Source organism: Kineococcus sp. R86509 (assembly GCF_042466365.1).
Taxonomy (GTDB): domain Bacteria; phylum Actinomycetota; class Actinomycetes; order Actinomycetales; family Kineococcaceae; genus Kineococcus.
In genome coordinates this window covers 2,220,032-2,235,484 of sequence record NZ_JAXHCE010000001.1, presented here as the reverse complement: position 1 = coordinate 2,235,484, position 15,453 = coordinate 2,220,032, and the positions used below count along the sequence as shown (strand labels likewise).

12 protein-coding genes are annotated in these 15,453 nt (G+C 73.1%); 4 read left to right on the top strand and 8 right to left on the bottom strand.

Features of this window, described 5'->3' with window-relative positions:
- Nucleotides 1-5 precede the first annotated feature (5 nt).
- Nucleotides 6-836 (top strand): nucleotidyltransferase domain-containing protein, encoded by an 831-nt coding sequence (locus SJY07_RS10760; protein WP_380158992.1) that lies wholly within the window; start codon nucleotides 6-8, stop codon nucleotides 834-836.
- Here SJY07_RS10760 and SJY07_RS10755 read toward each other — a convergent pair.
- The 5 genes from SJY07_RS10755 to SJY07_RS10735 form a co-directional block, all read right to left on the bottom strand.
- The gene (locus tag SJY07_RS10755) at nucleotides 793-1,671 is read right to left on the bottom strand and encodes a diacylglycerol/lipid kinase family protein (RefSeq protein WP_380158990.1); all 879 of its coding nucleotides are present in this window, start codon (nucleotides 1,669-1,671) and stop codon (nucleotides 793-795) included. The two genes, SJY07_RS10760 and SJY07_RS10755, sit on opposite strands and share 44 nt — an antisense overlap.
- Entirely contained in the window at nucleotides 1,668-2,657 is a 990-nt protein-coding gene (locus SJY07_RS10750; protein ID WP_380158988.1) for a D-2-hydroxyacid dehydrogenase, read from the bottom strand. Before SJY07_RS10750 ends, SJY07_RS10755 begins: the two co-directional genes overlap by 4 nt.
- Nucleotides 2,654-4,903, bottom strand: coding sequence for a putative bifunctional diguanylate cyclase/phosphodiesterase (locus SJY07_RS10745; RefSeq protein WP_380158986.1), 2,250 nt, complete (start codon nucleotides 4,901-4,903; stop codon nucleotides 2,654-2,656). The genes SJY07_RS10750 and SJY07_RS10745 overlap by 4 nt, the downstream gene beginning before the upstream one ends.
- 158 nt (nucleotides 4,904-5,061) lie before the next feature.
- A complete protein-coding gene (locus tag SJY07_RS10740; RefSeq protein ID WP_380158984.1) occupies nucleotides 5,062-5,733 on the bottom strand; it encodes an NADPH-dependent F420 reductase in 672 nt (223 codons plus the stop codon).
- A gap of 96 nt (nucleotides 5,734-5,829) precedes the next feature.
- The gene (locus SJY07_RS10735; RefSeq protein ID WP_328294281.1) at nucleotides 5,830-6,873 is read right to left on the bottom strand and encodes an NAD(P)-dependent alcohol dehydrogenase; all 1,044 of its coding nucleotides are present in this window, start codon (nucleotides 6,871-6,873) and stop codon (nucleotides 5,830-5,832) included.
- Between the two features lie 146 nt (nucleotides 6,874-7,019).
- Between SJY07_RS10735 and SJY07_RS10730 the strand changes: the two genes are divergently transcribed.
- Nucleotides 7,020-7,400, top strand: coding sequence for an ATP-binding protein (locus tag SJY07_RS10730; protein ID WP_380158982.1), 381 nt, complete (start codon nucleotides 7,020-7,022; stop codon nucleotides 7,398-7,400).
- A gap of 10 nt (nucleotides 7,401-7,410) precedes the next feature.
- Here SJY07_RS10730 and SJY07_RS10725 read toward each other — a convergent pair whose 3' ends face one another.
- The 3 genes from SJY07_RS10725 to SJY07_RS10715 form a co-directional block, all read right to left on the bottom strand.
- Nucleotides 7,411-9,903: a SpoIIE family protein phosphatase gene (locus SJY07_RS10725; RefSeq protein ID WP_380158980.1), complete on the bottom strand. Its 2,493-nt coding sequence runs from the start codon at nucleotides 9,901-9,903 to the stop codon at nucleotides 7,411-7,413.
- Nucleotides 9,904-10,015: 112 nt separating this feature from the next.
- Nucleotides 10,016-12,133, bottom strand: a complete 2,118-nt coding sequence (locus SJY07_RS10720; RefSeq protein ID WP_380158978.1) for a SpoIIE family protein phosphatase — start codon at nucleotides 12,131-12,133, stop codon at nucleotides 10,016-10,018.
- A gap of 67 nt (nucleotides 12,134-12,200) precedes the next feature.
- Nucleotides 12,201-14,354, bottom strand: a complete 2,154-nt coding sequence (locus SJY07_RS10715) for a putative bifunctional diguanylate cyclase/phosphodiesterase (protein ID WP_380158976.1) — start codon at nucleotides 14,352-14,354, stop codon at nucleotides 12,201-12,203.
- 235 nt (nucleotides 14,355-14,589) lie between these two features.
- Between SJY07_RS10715 and SJY07_RS10710 the strand changes: the two genes are divergently transcribed.
- Entirely contained in the window at nucleotides 14,590-14,877 is a 288-nt protein-coding gene (locus tag SJY07_RS10710) for a hypothetical protein (protein ID WP_380158974.1), read from the top strand.
- A gap of 47 nt (nucleotides 14,878-14,924) precedes the next feature.
- Nucleotides 14,925-15,389: an OsmC family protein gene (locus tag SJY07_RS10705; RefSeq protein ID WP_380158972.1), complete on the top strand. Its 465-nt coding sequence runs from the start codon at nucleotides 14,925-14,927 to the stop codon at nucleotides 15,387-15,389.
- Nucleotides 15,390-15,453: the final 64 nt, after the last annotated feature.

Genomic DNA, 15,453 nt, shown 5'->3' with positions numbered 1-15,453 from the left:
ACCCCGTGGAACCGGAACCCGTCGCCGCCCGGCTCGTCGGGATCACCGGGGTCGTGGGCGTCACCCTGGGCGGGTCGCGGGCCCGCGGTGAGCACACCCCGGACTCCGACGTCGACCTCGGCGTCCACTACCGACCGCCCCTGGACGTCGCCGCGCTCCAGCGCCTCGCGGACGAGTTCTCGCAGACGCCCACGGGGGTGACGGAACCTGGTGGCTGGGGTGTCTGGGTGGACGGCGGGGCGTGGTTGCGGGTCGATGGCACGGCCGTCGACTGGATCTACCGCGACGTCGACCGGGTCGCGCGGAGTTGCCGCGATGCGGTGGCGGGACGCTACGACTGGCACTTCCAGGTCGGGCACCCGTTGGGGTTCCCGGGCACGACGTACGCCGGGGAACTCGCCCACGGGGTGCTCCTGGCCGACCCGACCGGGGAACTGGCAGCGTTGAAGGAGACCGTCGCCGCCTTCCCGCCGGCGTTGCGGACGGCGGTCGCGCAGCGCCTCGACGAGGCGGAGTTCCTGCTGGGCGGCGTCGCGAAGGCGGTTCCCCGCGGGGACGCCGCCTACGTCGCGGCGATCCTCTTCCGGGTTCTGCTGCTGTGCGCGCACGCCCTGCACGCCGACGCGGGGCGCTACGTCCTCAACGAGAAGGGGGCACTCGCGGCCACCGGCCGGTTGCCGCGGGCACCCGAGGGTTTCGCCCGGCGGGCCCAGTCGGTGTTCTCCGAGGGCGGGGAACTCGCCCGCCGCGTCGGCTCCGCCCGGGAACTCCTGCAGGAGACGGTCGCCGTGGTCAGGCGACCGTCTGCAGGGCCAGGGGCAGGCAGCGGACGGTGACGCTGGTCCCGCCGTCGGTGTGGAACACCTCACCGTCGAGCTGCAGCGGCATCGGGGTGTGCGTGCGGAACTCGTAGGGCGTCGAGCGCGACCGGTACTCGTGCTGTCCGCGCAGGACGCGGGCGAACTCGGCGATGAGACGGAGCTTGCCGCGGTGCGGGATGAGCAACGTCTCGAACTTGCCGTCGTCGGGGGCGGAGCCCTCGGAGAGCTGGGCGTACTTGCCCATCCGGTCGATGTTGGCGAACACCAGGCTGTCGATGTCGATGTCGGTGCCGTCGTGGGTGATCGTCATCGGGCGGTAGCGCCAGAAGGCCTTGGCCACCAGGAGCGACTCCTTGACCGCGTCGAGGTCGTGCTCGTTCAGCGCGGCGGCCGCGACCGGGGTGATCCCGACGCCGACGTAGGAGTGCGCCACCCGGGTCCGCCCGGAACCGGAGACCTCGAGCAGGTCGATCCTCGTGCTCACCCCGGCAGTGGCGGCGTCCCGGATCGCTTCGGCGAGAGGCCGCTCCTGGGTCGCGGTGGCGTGGTCGTTGGCGTTGCCGGACGGCAGCACGGCGGCGGCGCCCCGGCCCGCGGTGATCACACCGTTGACGACCTCGTGGTAGCCACCGTCTCCGCTGGCGGACACGACGAGGGTTCCCGCCTCGGCCCGGACCGCGTCCCGGGCGAGTTCCTCCGCGTGACCGGCGCGCTCCGTCTCGACGAGTTCGACGGGCAGGTCCGGCGTCGTCGCGGCGAGTTCGTCGCGCAGTCCGCGGGCGTTGTCGGGGCCGTCACCGGTGCTGTTCGGGTTCAGGACGACGACGACACGACGCAGTGGTTCACTCACGACGCCACCGTAGGGGCTGTGACGTACCCGTGCGCCTTGTCGACGACGTGGCGCAGCGGTTCACCGGCGACGAAGCGGGCGACCTGGTCCCGCAGCAGCAGTTCGAGCCGCGCGGTGAACCCCGCCACGTCGCCGGCCAGGTGCGGGGAGACGAGGGCGCCTGGGGTGTCCCACCAGGGACTGTCGGCGGCCAGCGGTTCGCGGGTCCAGACGTCGAGGGCGACACCGCCGATCCGGCGCTCCTGCAACGCTTCCAACAGCGCGTCCTCGTCCACGACCGGCCCCCGGCCGACGTTGACGACGATCGTCCCCGGCCGCATCCGCCGCACGACCTCCCGCCCGAGGAGACCGCGGGTGCTCTCGGAGAGGGGGGCCGTGACGAGGACGAGGTCGTGATCACCGACCACGTCGGCCAGGGTCTCCGGGCCGGAGAACGACCCGAACGGAGCAACGGCCGGCCGAGCGCTGCGCACGATCCCGTCGACGCGGACCCCGAGCGCGGAGAACAACCGGGCGACCTCGGTGCCGATCGACCCCGCCCCGACGACCAGGGCGCGGCGCCCGGCGAGGCTGCGGGTCTCGCGGTGCTGCCAGCGGTGCTCGCCCTGGAGCCGCACCGTCCCGGGGAGGTCCTTGAGGAAGCCCAGGGCGCAGGCCAGCACGTACTCCGCGATGTCGGTGTCCAGGACGCCGCGGCTGCAGGTCAGCGTCGAGGGGTGGTGGCGCAACGCGGGGAACAGCAGCCGGTCCGGACCCGCGCTGCTCGTGTGCACCCAGCGGAGGCGCTGGGGTGCAGCGGCTTCCCAGGCCTGCGCGATCCGCGCGTCGAACCCGTCCCAGACGACGAGCCCGTCGGCGTCCGAGAGGGCCTGGGCTAGTAGGGGATCCTCCGGCCGCACGAGGCGGACGGTGGTGAGCTCCCGCAGCGGCGTGAGGTCCGGGGACGAACCGGCCGGGACGACGAGGAGGTCGTGGGTGGTGGTCACCGGACCATCCTGGCGATCCGGTCCTGCCCTCCGGCGGCGGGGACGGGGGAGTGCCCGGCCAGCCAGCCGAGGACGGCGGAGCCGGGCATCGGTCGTGCGTGGAGGTAGCCCTGCGTCTCGTCGACGCCGAGTTCGGCCAGGCGGCGCAGGGTCTCCGCGTCCTCGACCCCTTCGACGAGCATCCGCAGCCCGAGGCTGTGCGCGAGGTCGGCGGTGCTCGCGATGATCGCCGCCGTGCGGGGATCTCCCGTCAGGCGCACGGTGAAGGCGCGGTCCAGCTTGAGCTCGGCGGCGGGCAGGTCCTGCAGGTAGGCGAGCGAGGAGTACCCCGTCCCGTAGTCGTCGATGCTCACCGAGGTGCCGAGCAGCAGGAGGTCCTCGATCGTCTCCCGGCTGCGCTCGGGGTCGTCCATCAACGTCGTCTCGGTGATCTCGAGGACCAGCGCGGCGGGGTCGAGGCCGGACTCCTGGAGCACCGTCGCGACCAGGTCGGGCAGCGCGGGGTTCAGCAGGCAGCTCGTCGCCAGGTTCACCGAGATGCGCAACGGACGGCCGTGCCGGGCCCAGGTGGTGGCGTCGGCCGCGGCCTGACGCAGGACGGTCGCCGTGATCTCGGCCATCAGCCCGTGGCTCTCGGCGAGGTCCAGGAAGGCGGCCGGGGCGAGGGTCCCCAACCGCGGGTGCTGCCAGCGGACGAGGGCCTCCATGCCTACGGTCCGGCCGGTGCGCACGTCCACCTGGGGCTGGTAGTACGGCATGAGCTGGCCGGCCGTCATCCCGTGCGCGAGTTCCTCGGCCAGGAACCGTTGCGCCCGCGCGGCCCGGTCGGCCTCGTCGTCGTAGACCGCGAACCCTCCGCCGGCGCGTTTGGCGACGTACATCGACGCGTCCGCGCGGCGCAGCAGTTCACCCGCGGGGTCGGCGACGGGTCCGTGACCGCTCAAGGGCCACGACGCGATGCCGGTGCTCGAGGCGAGGGAGGTCCAGCGCGAGCCCACGAGGACGGGGTCACCGAGGACCTCCCCGATCCGGACGGCGACCGCGCTCGCCTCCGCCGCACCGCGTCCGGGCAGCAGGACGGCGAACTCGTCACCGCCGACCCGGGTCAGCAGGCCGCCGACGGGGACGACGCCGCGGACCCGCTGGGCCGTCAGCTGCAGCAGGAGGTCTCCCTGGGCGTGCCCGTGGGTGTCGTTGACCTCCTTGAACCCGTCGAGGTCGAGCAGCAGCAGAGCGGCGGGGGTGTCGTCCTCCTGGGTCCGCCGCAGCGCCGCCGCCAGGGCTCGGCGGTTGGGCAGACCGGTGAGGTCGTCGGTGAGGGCGAGTCGTCGGCTGTCGGCGAGGCGGAGCACCTCGCGGAAGACGACCGCACCCTTGAACCCCACTCCGACCAGGCCCAGCAGGGCGAGCTGGGCGGTGGGGGCGGGCAGCCGGTCGACGTGGTCGACGGCCAGCAGCGAGCAGCTGATGACCAGCACGACGAGCGGGGTGAGCATGGTCGACCACCCGGCGACGACCCGCTCCGCCACGTGCTCGGTGCCGCGCGCCCAGGAGGCCAGGCAGACCAGGGCGAGCGCCACGAGACGGCCGGCGTCGACCGCCGGGCTCAGGGCGGGCCCGGCGAACGTGCCGCACAGGCGGAACACGCCGGCGACGTCGGACAGCGTGAGCACCCCGAACGCCACGACCAGCAGCACCGTTCCGCGCTCGGTCCGTCGGCGCAGGATGGCGCAGGTCGCCAGGGCCACGGAGAACAGCAGCAGGTCGAACGCCGGTCGGCCGACGAGGGCGAGGGCCGCGAGGTGACCGACCCCGGTCGCCTCGGCGACGGGCTCGACGAGCACCGCCGAGGCGAACGCCGCGAGGGCGATCATGGTGAGCGCGCCGTCCAGCCAGGCGCTCGGGAGGAGGTCCTGCACGCGCCGGCGCAGCAGGCCCATCTGGGCGCTGTAGAAGACGGGGTAAGCCAGCAGTGCGAGCGAGGCGAGGACCTGGTGCTCGGTCAGGGCCGCCGCGGTGACGTCGCTCGCGCCGTGCGAGGACAGCAGGAGGACCAGGTGGGTCACGGCGAGCAGCACGGCGCCGGCCGCGAAACCGCCCCAGACCCACCGGCTCTCCGCCCGGACGAGGGGACGGACGACGAGGGCCAGGAGCAGCAGGACGAGGAGCACGACGTAGCCGGCCCTGGCCGACGGCGACGCGAGCCCGGCTGCGCCGAGGGCACACAGCAGCGCCAGCCCGGTCACCCTCCGTCGAGGAATCGTCTTCACAACGCCACCTTCGGCGCTGAACGGGTGCCGGAAGGGTGGTTCGACGTTCAACCACCCGGATGGCCGCGTCCCCCCGACGTGCGGAGGCCCACCTCCGCGAACGCGGGGTGGGCCTCCCGGCCACCGGGGTGAGGTCAGGCGCGGAAGTCGGCGGGGCGCTCGCGCGGCGCGGCGGCGAGGGCCGCCGTGATCGTCTCGGCGCTGCCCTCGGCCCCGTAGACGGGGGTGCCGGGCTGCTGGCGCCAGGAGTCGGCCAACGATCCGCCGTCGACGCCGTCGAAGCCCATCTCGTCCAGCAGGGCGATGACGGTGGCCTTGGCCTCCTCGTCGTCGGCGGCGACGGGCAGGGCCCGGCGTTCCATGTCGCCCACGGGACGGGTCGCGCTCAGCAGGTGCTCGGCCTGGATGCCGTTGAACGCCTTCACCCACCGCAGCCGGCCGGCCGGGTCGAGGTGCTGCGCGGCCCACACGGTCTCCGGGGTGCCGGCCTCGATCTCGGCGATCAGGCCGTCACGTTCACGGGGGTAGTAGTTGCCGGTGTCGATCACGACGGTGCCGTCGGGGAGGGCGTCGAGCAGGCCCGCGGGCAGGTCCGGCACCTTCTTCTGCGGCACGGTCACGACCACGAGGTCAGCGCCCTGCGCCGCCTCGCCCGCCGGCACGGCGACCGCGCCGGTCTCTTCCGCGAGGTCCGCGAGCGTCTCCGGTCCGCGGGAGTTGGCGATCCGGACCCGGTGACCGAGACCGGTGAAGGAGCGTGCGAGGTTTCCGCCGATGTTGCCGGCGCCGATGATGCCGATGTCCATGTCCGCACCGTAGGTCGCCGCTCGCCGGTGCGCTCCCCCGGGGGTCGAGGGCCGGGCACGTCCCGGCGCGCGAGGTGGCGCGCCGGGACGCAGCGGTCAGAGGGTGGCGGTGTCGATCACGAAGCGGTAGCGCACGTCGGAGGCGAGCACGCGTTCGTAGGCCTCGTTGATCTTCTCGGCCGGGATCGTCTCGATCTCGGACCCGAGGTGGTGCTCGGCGCAGAAGTCGAGCATCTCCTGGGTCTCGCGGATCCCACCGATGTTGGAGCCGGCGAAGCTGCGGTTGCCCATGACGACGGAGAACATGTGCAGCGAGATCGGCTTCTCGGGCAGGCCGACGTTGACCATCGCGCCGTTGACCTCGAGCAGCGAGAGGAACTTGTCGAAGTCCAGCTGCGCGCTGACGGTGTTGACGATGATGTCGAAGGAGCCCTTAAGGTCCTCGAAGGTCGACTCGTCGGAGGTCGCGTAGTAGTGCGCGGCGCCCAGGCGCAGCCCGTCCTCCTGCTTCTTCAGCGACTGCGACAGGACCGTCACCTCCGCGCCCATGGCGGCGGCGATCTTGACGGCCATGTGCCCGAGCCCACCGAGGCCGACGACGGCGACCTTCTTGCCGGGGCCGGCGCCCCAGTGGCGCAGCGGGGAGTAGGTGGTGATCCCCGCGCACAGCAGCGGCGCGGCCTCGTCGAGCTCGATGCCGTCGGGGATGTTCAGGACGAAGGCCTCGGTCACGACGATGGCCTGGGAGTAGCCGCCCTGGGTGGGCTGGCCGTCCTTGCCGACGCTGTTGTAGGTGCCGATGTTGCCCTTGAGGCAGAACTGCTCGTTGCCGGCGGTGCAGTTCTTGCACTCCCCGCAGGAGTCGACCATGCAGCCGACGCCGACGCGGTCGCCGACGGAGAACTTGGTGACCTCGGAGCCGACCTCGGTGACGATCCCGGCGATCTCGTGGCCGACGACGACCGGGTAGTTCGCGGGGCCCCACTCGCTGCGGGCGGTGTGGATGTCGGAGTGGCAGATGCCGGCGAACTTGATGTCGATCGCGACGTCCTTGGGGCCGACGTCGCGGCGTTCGACCTCGAACGGCGTCAGGGGCTCGGTCGCGGACGTGGCGGCGTACGCCTTGACTGTGGTGGGCACGACTTCTCCAGTGCTTGTTGCCGGGGGGTTCGGACACGCGTCGTTGCGCCGTGGCCGACGGTATCCCGACACCCGGGAAGGCGCAGAACAAGTGGTTGCACCTTCTACCAGACGCGGCCCACCCGTACCGGCAGCACCATGGTCCTGTGTGCGAGGCGATGCCCGAAGCCGAGCTCGACCTGCCGGCGGACCTGTCCGCGGCCCGTCGGGCCCGAGTGTTCGTGCGTTCGCGCATGTGCCCGGACCACGCCGGCGACGTCCTGGACCGGGCTCTGCTGGTCATCTCCGAGCTGATCGTCAACGCCGTCGAGCACGGTCAGCCCCCCGTCCGCGCCTGCGTGGACTGCCGCGCGGGGGTCCTGCACCTCGAGGTCAGCGACGGCAGCGAGGCCACGCCGCAGCTGTCCACCCCCGGCGCCGACGCCGAGTCCGGACGCGGGGTGGGGCTCGTCGCCGTCCTCAGCTCCGCCTGGGGTGTGCGCCCCGAGGTGGGCGGCAAGACCGTCTGGTGCGACCTCTCCGCCTGACCCCGCCGGGTCAGCGCGTGGGGTGCACGCGGAGCAGCAGGAGCGCGATGTCGTCCTCACTGCCCGGTGACATCCGCTCCAGCAGCGTGTCGCAGAACTGGTCCGCGGGCAGTCCGGCGAGCTCGACGGCGTTGCGCCGCAACCGGTCGAGCCCCTCGTCGAGGTCCTCGTCGCGGCGTTCCACCAGCCCGTCGGTGTAGAGCAGCAGCGTGTCGCCCTCGAGCAGGGCGACGGTGTGGTCGTGCCGTGGCAGGCCGGAGTCGAGACCCAGCAGCAGGTCGTGCGGGCGGTCCAGGAGTTCCGCCCCCCCGTCGGCGTGCACCACCAACGGGGGGAGGTGGCCCGCGCTGGACCAGCGCAGCACGCGCGTGGCGTCGGTGGGGCCCTGTTCGACCCGGGCCAGGACGGCCGTCCCGAGGGTGTCGACGGCGAGGTCGCGCATCGCCCGCTCCAGGGCCTCGAGGATGCGGGCGGGGGAGTCGCGGAGGGCGTGGGCCACCCCGCGCAGGACGTTGCGCACCTGCGCCATCGCGACGGCCGCACCCCGGTCGTGGCCGGTGACGTCGCCGATCACCAGGAAGGTGCTGCCGTCGGCGACGGTGAAGCCGTCGTACCAGTCACCACCGATCTGGGCGCCGTCGGCGGCGGCGACGTAGCGCGCGACGAGTTGCAGGTCGCCGAAGCGGGGGAGTTCCGTGAGGAGGCTCAACTGCAGTTCCTCGGCCAGACCGCGCTGCGCGGCGGAGAGTTGCGCGTTGTCCAGGCCGAGTCCGATCTGACGGCTGACCTCCTCCAGCGTGGCGGTGTCCTCGGCGGAGAACGGTTCGCGGTCCCCGGTACGGGCCACGGTCAGCAGTCCCCGGGTCCGGCCCCGACCGCGCAACGGCAGGACGACGGTGGTGGCGGGAGCCAGGTCGAGCAGGAGTTCGTGCGCGCGCCCGGGCTCCAGGAGGTGACCGGGGGGCAGGGCCGCCGAGTTCTCCAGGACGAGGGTCCCGTGGGTCAGCGCGTCACGGACCGGGGAGTCGTCGGCGAACGCCTCGACCCGCAGTCCGCGGTACTCCTCGAGGACCCCCCGCAGCAGGGGGTCGTGGTGCCAGGCCCCCACGTCGCGAAGGCGTTTCCTCCAGGGCGCCGTGCCCCCGTCGAGGGTGGACACGATGGTCCAGTCGGCGAACCGCGGTACCAGCGCGCGGACGGCGTCCAGCAGGGCCTGTTCGGCGTCGAGGGTCTCGGCGAAGGCGCCGGCGACCTCGGCCAGGGCGGCGGCCCGTTCCGCGTTGCGTTCCGCTTCCTGTTGCGCCGCACGTCGTCCGCTGATGTCCAGGAAGTAGATCCCGACCCCGTCGTCGACGGGTACGACCCGGACCTCGAACCACGCGTCGAGAGGAGGTGGGTAGTAGGCGTCGAAGGACACGTTCGCGCCGCCGTCCGCGACGCGGCGGTACTCCTGGAGCACCGGCGAGTCCTCGATCCCCGGGAACGCCTCGTGGGCCGTGCTGCCGAGGAACTCCGCCCGCGGGGTGGCGAGGACCCGTTCGGCCTCGGTGTTGGCGTAGGAGAACCGTCCGTCCCGGTCGAGGGCGACGTACCCCACGGCCATGGTGTCGAGGACGGTCCCGAGGCGCGCCTCCCCCCGGCGCAACGCCGTCAGGTCGGTCACCGCACCCACGAACCGGTCTATCCGGCCGTCCGGGCCGGGGGCGGGTTTCCCGCGGGCGGCGATCCAGCGCAGTCCGCCGTCGGGGCGCAGGATCCGGAACTGCGCCTCGTAGATCCCGCTGGAGGCGATGGCCTCGGTCAGCGCGCGGGTGACCTCGGGGAGGTCGTCGGGGTGGACGGCGGCGTTGAAGCTGTCGATGCGACCGCCGAACGTCTCCGGGGTGAGCCCGAACAACTCCAGCAGGACGTCGTCCCAGACGAGGGAATCGTCGGCGAAGTTCCACTCCCAGGTGCCGATCCCCGCCGCCGTGGCGGCCGTCCCGAGTTCCGCGGCCCGCTGCCGCCCCCGGTAGTCGTCGGTGAGGGCGGAGATCTCGAGGTGCCCGGTGGCGGCGTTCGCGAGCTCGGTGAGGATCTCCTGGTCGTGGGCCGTCCAGCCGCGGGGTTCGTGCTGGTGCACGCAGAGCGACCCCACGACGTGGCCGTCGTCGGCGACCATCGGGACCCCGAGGTAGGACCCGAGGAACCCCGTCACCACGGGCCGGCGGTCGCGCACCCGGACGTCGTGGACGGCGTCGGCGACGACGAGGGCCTGCCCCTCCTCCACGACGATGGCGCAGAAGGAATCGATGCGGGAGGTGCTCGAGCCGGCGTTCTGCGCCGTCTCGCCGGCTGCGGTGACGGTGTGGCGCACGTCGGTGATCAGCGAGACCTCGGCGGAGGTGGTATGCAGCATCTGCGCCGCCAACGACGTCACGACGTCGAGGGCGCCGAGCGGGGCGGCACCCAGCAGGCGCTCGGTCGCGGCGATGCGGGCGTCCTCGCCGGTCTGTTCCGTCACCCGTCGTCTCCCCTCGAAGGGGCGGCGTCGAATGCTCCCCGTCACACATCATGACGCAGAGTGGCCGATCTTGTGGGCCCGAGCGTCTAGAAGAGTCTAGAAGATGTGTGGGTCAGGTTCCGGTGACGCGGACCGCGACGATCGCCACGTCGTCGTCGCTGCCGTCGGGCAGCATCCGCACCAGCAGCTGGTCGCAGAGCGTCTCCACGTCCGCCCCCTCCACCCCGGCCACGGCGTGCACGACGTCGCGCAGTTCACCCAGACGGACGTCCATCGGACGGTCGCGCCGTTCCACCAGACCGTCGGTGTAGAGCAGCAGCGTCGACCCCCGCTCGAGGCGAGCCTCCTGCTGCACGCGCTGCTGACCGGCGCCGAGGCCCAGGACGATCCCCTCCCCGGCCAGGAAGCGCACCGACCCGTCCGGGTCGGCGACCACCGGGGGCAGGTGACCGGCCGTGCACCAGCGGATCACCCGACTGCCGTCGGCGGACTCGGGGTCGAGCTGCAGGACGACCGCCGTGGCCAGCGTCGTCAGGCCGAGGCCCGCGAGGACCTCGTCGAGACGCCGCAGGACCTCGTCGGGCTGCGCGGAACGGTCGTAGGCCAGCGCCCGCACCAGGGTCCGCAGCTGGCCCATCGCGGCCGCCGCCGACACGTCGTGACCCATCACGTCACCGATGACGACGACGGTCCGCCCGTCGGGCTGGGTGAACGCGTCGTACCAGTCCCCACCGACCTGCGCCGCCTCCGCCGCCGGGTGGTAACGGGTGGCGATGCACAGCCCGGCCGACTGGGTCGGCGGGCTCAACATGCTGCGCTGCAACGTCTCCGACGACGTCCGCTGCTGGGCGTAGAGCCGGGCGTTCTCCAGCGCCACCCCGGCCCGGGCCCCCAGGTCGCTCGCCGTCGCCAGGTCGTCCTCGGTGAAGGCGGCCCGGTCGGGACCCGACAGCAGCGTCAGCGACCCCGTCACCAGACCCCGCGCGCGCAACGGGACGACGATCGCGCTGCCCAGCCCGAGACGGCGCAGGACCTGTGCGGTCTCGGTCGTCGCGACGGCGTCGACGAGGTCGTCGGTGACGGTCACCAGCGTCGGCCCGAGCTCCCCGTGCAGCACCCGCATCGAGATCGAGCCGTCGCCCAGCCCGTCGTGCAGCTCCTGGAACCGGTCGGTCTCGGCCGTCATCACCGGGTTCGCGTGCGACGCGCGCACGTGGCGCGACCGGCCGCTGCCGTCGAGGAGGGTCGCGAACGCCCACTCGGCGAACTCCGGGACGACCAGCGAGGGCAGGAGATCCTGCGCGGCATCGGGATCCAGGACCTCCGACAACTGCTCGGTCACCGCGGAGAGGAACTCCAGCCGGTGCCGGGCGTCGCGGGCGTAGGCCAGTGCCGCGTCGCGTTCGCGTTCGGCCTGCACCCGCAACGTCACGTCGGACTGCACGCCGACGAAGTGGGTGACCCGACCCTCGGCGTTGCGGACGGGTGAGATCACCACCTCGTTCCAGAAGGCCGTGCCGTCCTTGCGGTAGTTCAGCAGCAGTTCCGTGATCGTCTCGCCCGTCGCCAGGGCGCTCCGGATCCGTTGGACCGCGTCGTGGTCGGTCTCCGGTCCCTGCAGGAACCGGCAGTTCGTCCCCAGCACCTCCCGGCCGTACCCGGTCACCCGCTCGAAGGCGGGGTTCACCCACACCAGCGGGTTGTCGGGCTGGGTCGGGTCGGAGATCGTGAACGACAGGTCGCTGGCCAGGACCGCGCGGCTGTGCAGGCGCTCCGCGGACTCCTTCGCGTCGCGGACCAGTCCCTCCTCGCGCAGCGGCAGCAACGCCACCAGGGCCAGCCCGCTGAGCTCGTCGACGGGCGCGTCCGACAGTGGAAGGCCGATGACCCACAACGCCTCACGGGCGCCCGACATGTCCGAGGAACGGGCCGCGGTGACGCGTTCGCCGTGCACGGGTTCGCCGCGGGCGATGCGCGACAACGGCGACGAGCCCGTCGCCGGGTCCGAGATGTCGATGCCGTCGGCAGCCTGCAGGCCCGCCGCCCGCGACCAGTCGTCCACCGCGCAGGGCAGGGACACCCCGGGGGCGAGCTGGTCGGCGAGGGGGTTGGCGAACAGGACCACGCCGTCGGCCACCCGCACCAGCAGCACCGCACCGGGCTGGCCGTGCAGGACCTGAGGCAACTGCGCGGCGGTCCCGGCGAACGCCGTCGAGTTCGTCCCGTCCATCGGAATGAGGTTAAGCCCCACTCCGGGGTGGCGCGAGCCTGGCGCGTGGGGCCCGGTGACCGTCCCCTCACACCACGGCGACCGCCGCGGCGCGACGCCGCTCCAGGACCCAGTGCAGCAGCTCCGCCGCCGGGACGGGACGCGAGTGCAGGTACCCCTGCGACTCGTCGCACCCCGTGCGCCGCAGCAGCTCCAGCGTCGCCTCGTCCTCGACCCCCTCCGCCACGGTCCGCAGACCCAGGTGGTGGGCCAGCTCCACCGTCCCCGCGACGATCGCCGCGATCCGCTCGTCGCTCAGCGCACGCATCGTGAACGAGCGGTCGATCTTCAGCTCCGTGGCCGGCAGGTTCGCCAGGTAGGCCAACGAGGAGTACCCCGTCCCGAAGTCGTCGATGCTCAGCGCGCAACCGCGCGCGGTGATCTCGTGGCACATCGCCAGCGCCCGCTCCGGGTCCCGCATCAGGGTGGTCTCGGTGACCTCGACGACCAGGCGGGAGGGGGCCGTGCCGCTGCGGACGACCTCGTCGAGGACTTCCAGCAGCTGCGGGTCCGACAGGTACGTCGTGGAGGTGTTGATCGACAACCGCAGGTCGAGCCCCGCCGCGCGCCACCGGGCCAGGTCGGCGCCCGCGGTCCGGGCGACGTGGGAGGTGAGGGCCGGCATCAGCCCGCGCTCCTCGACGATCGAGAGGAACGCGGCGGGGGCGAGCAGCCCGTGCCGGGGGTGCTGCCAGCGCACCAGGGCCTCGACGCCGACGACCTCGCCGCTGCGCAGGCAGAGCTGGGGTTGGTAGTGCACCTCGAACGGCAGGGCCTGCGGGCACTCGAAGGCGGCGTGCAGGTCCTCGGTCAGGTCGGCGCGCCCCCGCCAGAGCCGGTCGATCTCGTCGTCGTGCAGCGTGACGCCGCCCCCGCCGCCCTTCGCCACGTACATCGCGGCGTCCGCCCGGCGCAGCAGCTCCAGCCCGTCGAGGTCGTCGAGACCGGTGGAGGTGGCGACGCCGACGCTGGCGCCGACGTCGAAGGAGCGGCCCTCGACGATCAGGCCGCCGCCGATCGCCGCGGCGAAGGTCCGCGCGGTGCGCAGTGCGGCGGCCGCGTCGGCGCCGGTGAGGACGACGGCGAACTCGTCGCCGCCGAGCCGCGTCAGCCGTCCCCGCGGCGGGGTGAGTTCCTGCAGCCGGACGGCCGCGACCTGCAGCAGCCGGTCCCCGACGCTGTGACCGTGGTGGTCGTTGACCTCCTTGAAGCGGTCCAGGTCGAGCAGGGCGACGGCGACCGGAGTCTCTCCCGCGCAGGCCTCCTCGACGGCCGCGGTGAAGGCCCGGCGGTTGCCCAGCCCGGTCAGCTCGTCGGTGCGGGCGTCGCGGCGGTCGCGGTCCTGCGCGGTGATCTCGCCGACGAAGCGGAACAACCGCACGCAGGCCAGCAGCATCGCGAGCCCCGCCCAGACCAGCGCGGCGCGGGCCCCGGGGACGCTGAGGGCGGCGAAGGCCGTCACCAGACCCAGCCCGAGCGCCCCGAACGCGCTGAGCGCCAGCGAGAGCGGTGACGGCACCGAGGGGCCCCCGCGCGAGGGGCGCAGCAGCGCGCACCCGCCGAGGGTGGCGGCGAGCCCGGCCCAGGACAGCGAGGCCAGGACCTGAGCCGTCTCCGAGGGGTGCACCGCGAGGTGCGCCTGTCCCACCAGCACCACGGCGACGCTCACCACGACCACCCAGCAGCGGGCGTTGCGCACGGCCTGGGCCGAGATCATCACGACGAGGTAGGAGGCCAGGAGCACCAGCAGGGCGCCGAGGTGGAAGGCGTGCAGCTGCGTCACGAAGGTGCCCGCCCGGTGGCCGGTGGACGCGACCGCCGTCAGCAGGATCCCGGTGAACGCGGCCGTGCTCCCGACGCCGAGCAGCCAGTCCGCCCGGCCGGTGCCCGACGTCGAGGTGCGCTGGCGGTTCCAGTGCAGCAGGGCGCGGTAGAGGAAGAAGCACGTCGTCTGCGCGCAGGCGACGAACGCGACGCCCGTGACGGGGGACCGGATCCCGCCGGCCCGGACGACGGTGTCGAGCGCGGAGCCGAGGAGCAGCGTCCCGATGCCGAACTGGTAGGAGCGCCACACCGACCCCTCGCCGGCGGGGCGGCGCACCCGGAAGGTCAGGGCCGCGAACGAGGCGGCGATGACCGTCGTGCGGACGAGCGCGACCGCGGTGGCGACCGTGTCTCCCATGACTGCCCCCTCGGTGCTCGTGGCCCCTCCCGTCCGCCATCCTGGTCATCGACGCGGGTGATGACCAGATAGATCGGTCGAATGGATGAGCTGCAGGCCGGAACCGGTGTGCGGGACGGCCCGTCTCGTGGCGCGTGACCCCACCCTGGTGACGTAGGGAGATCGTGTGGTGACCGTCCGAGGTGGGTCCTGTCGGGTGATCCGGAGGTGGACGACCGGGGTGCACACTGACCGCGTGATCGCCTCCTTCGACGACTGGTTGGACGGGCTCGACCTGACTCTCCGCGCCGAGGCCGGGCACTGTCTGCTCGCGGGGACGTACTCCCGTCGCCTCCTCCTGTCGCTGCGCGCCACCGGCCCTCGGGTCTCCCGCCGCGAACGGGGCCTGGACGATCCCGAGAAGGCCCAACCCGGCGACCCGCTCGGCGCGAACCTCCAGACCTTCCTGCGGGAGCGGCTGATGAGCCGCGCGCTCGAGCCGTCCCGGCTGACCTCCGTTGGCGCTTCCCCCCGGCGACCGTAGGTTTCGTCGTGCGTTCCCGACCGCCGGGCGCAGCGCAGGAGGAACCCGTGGCCAAGCAGACCGTCCCGTTCGTCGTCGAGGCCGAGGGGACCGGGGTCGCCCAGACCCTCACCGCCCTCGGTGACGACCCGCACCAGTTCCGGGCCGACACCCTGCCCGCCTTCGGCGGCGCCGACGCCGAACCCAGCCCGCTCAGCTACGCCCTCGGGGCCCTGACCTCCTGCCACCAGGTCACCGGCAGCCTCGTCGCCAAGAGCCTCGGGCTCACCCTCGGCCGCTGGCAGCTGCGGGCCCAGGGCGACCTCGACCCGTCGGTCATCTCCACCGGCGCCGAGGGCAACGCCAACTTCGACGCCGTCACCGTCGAGGTGACCCTCGAGACCGACGCGACCCCCGAGCAGTTCGCGCGGCTGCAGGGCGAGACCGAGCGCCGCTGCCCCGTCACCCAGCTCTTCCAGCGCAGCGGCCTCGCCTTCACCAGCACCTGGAGCGCGGTCCCGCTGAGCGCCTGACGAGATGAGGAACGTTCGGCGGCTTCCCGGCCGGCGGAAGCCGCTGAACGTTCCCCTCCCGTCG

Bases quoted from the DNA above. Each gene is read 5' to 3' on its own strand.
- SJY07_RS10715 (WP_380158976.1), bottom strand. From the start codon at position 14,354: ATGGGAGACACGGTCGCCACCGCGGTCGCGCTCGTCCGCACGACGGTC.
- SJY07_RS10740 (WP_380158984.1), bottom strand. From the start codon at position 5,733: ATGGACATCGGCATCATCGGCGCCGGCAACATCGGCGGAAACCTCGCA.
- SJY07_RS10720 (WP_380158978.1), bottom strand. From the start codon at position 12,133: ATGGACGGGACGAACTCGACGGCGTTCGCCGGGACCGCCGCGCAGTTG.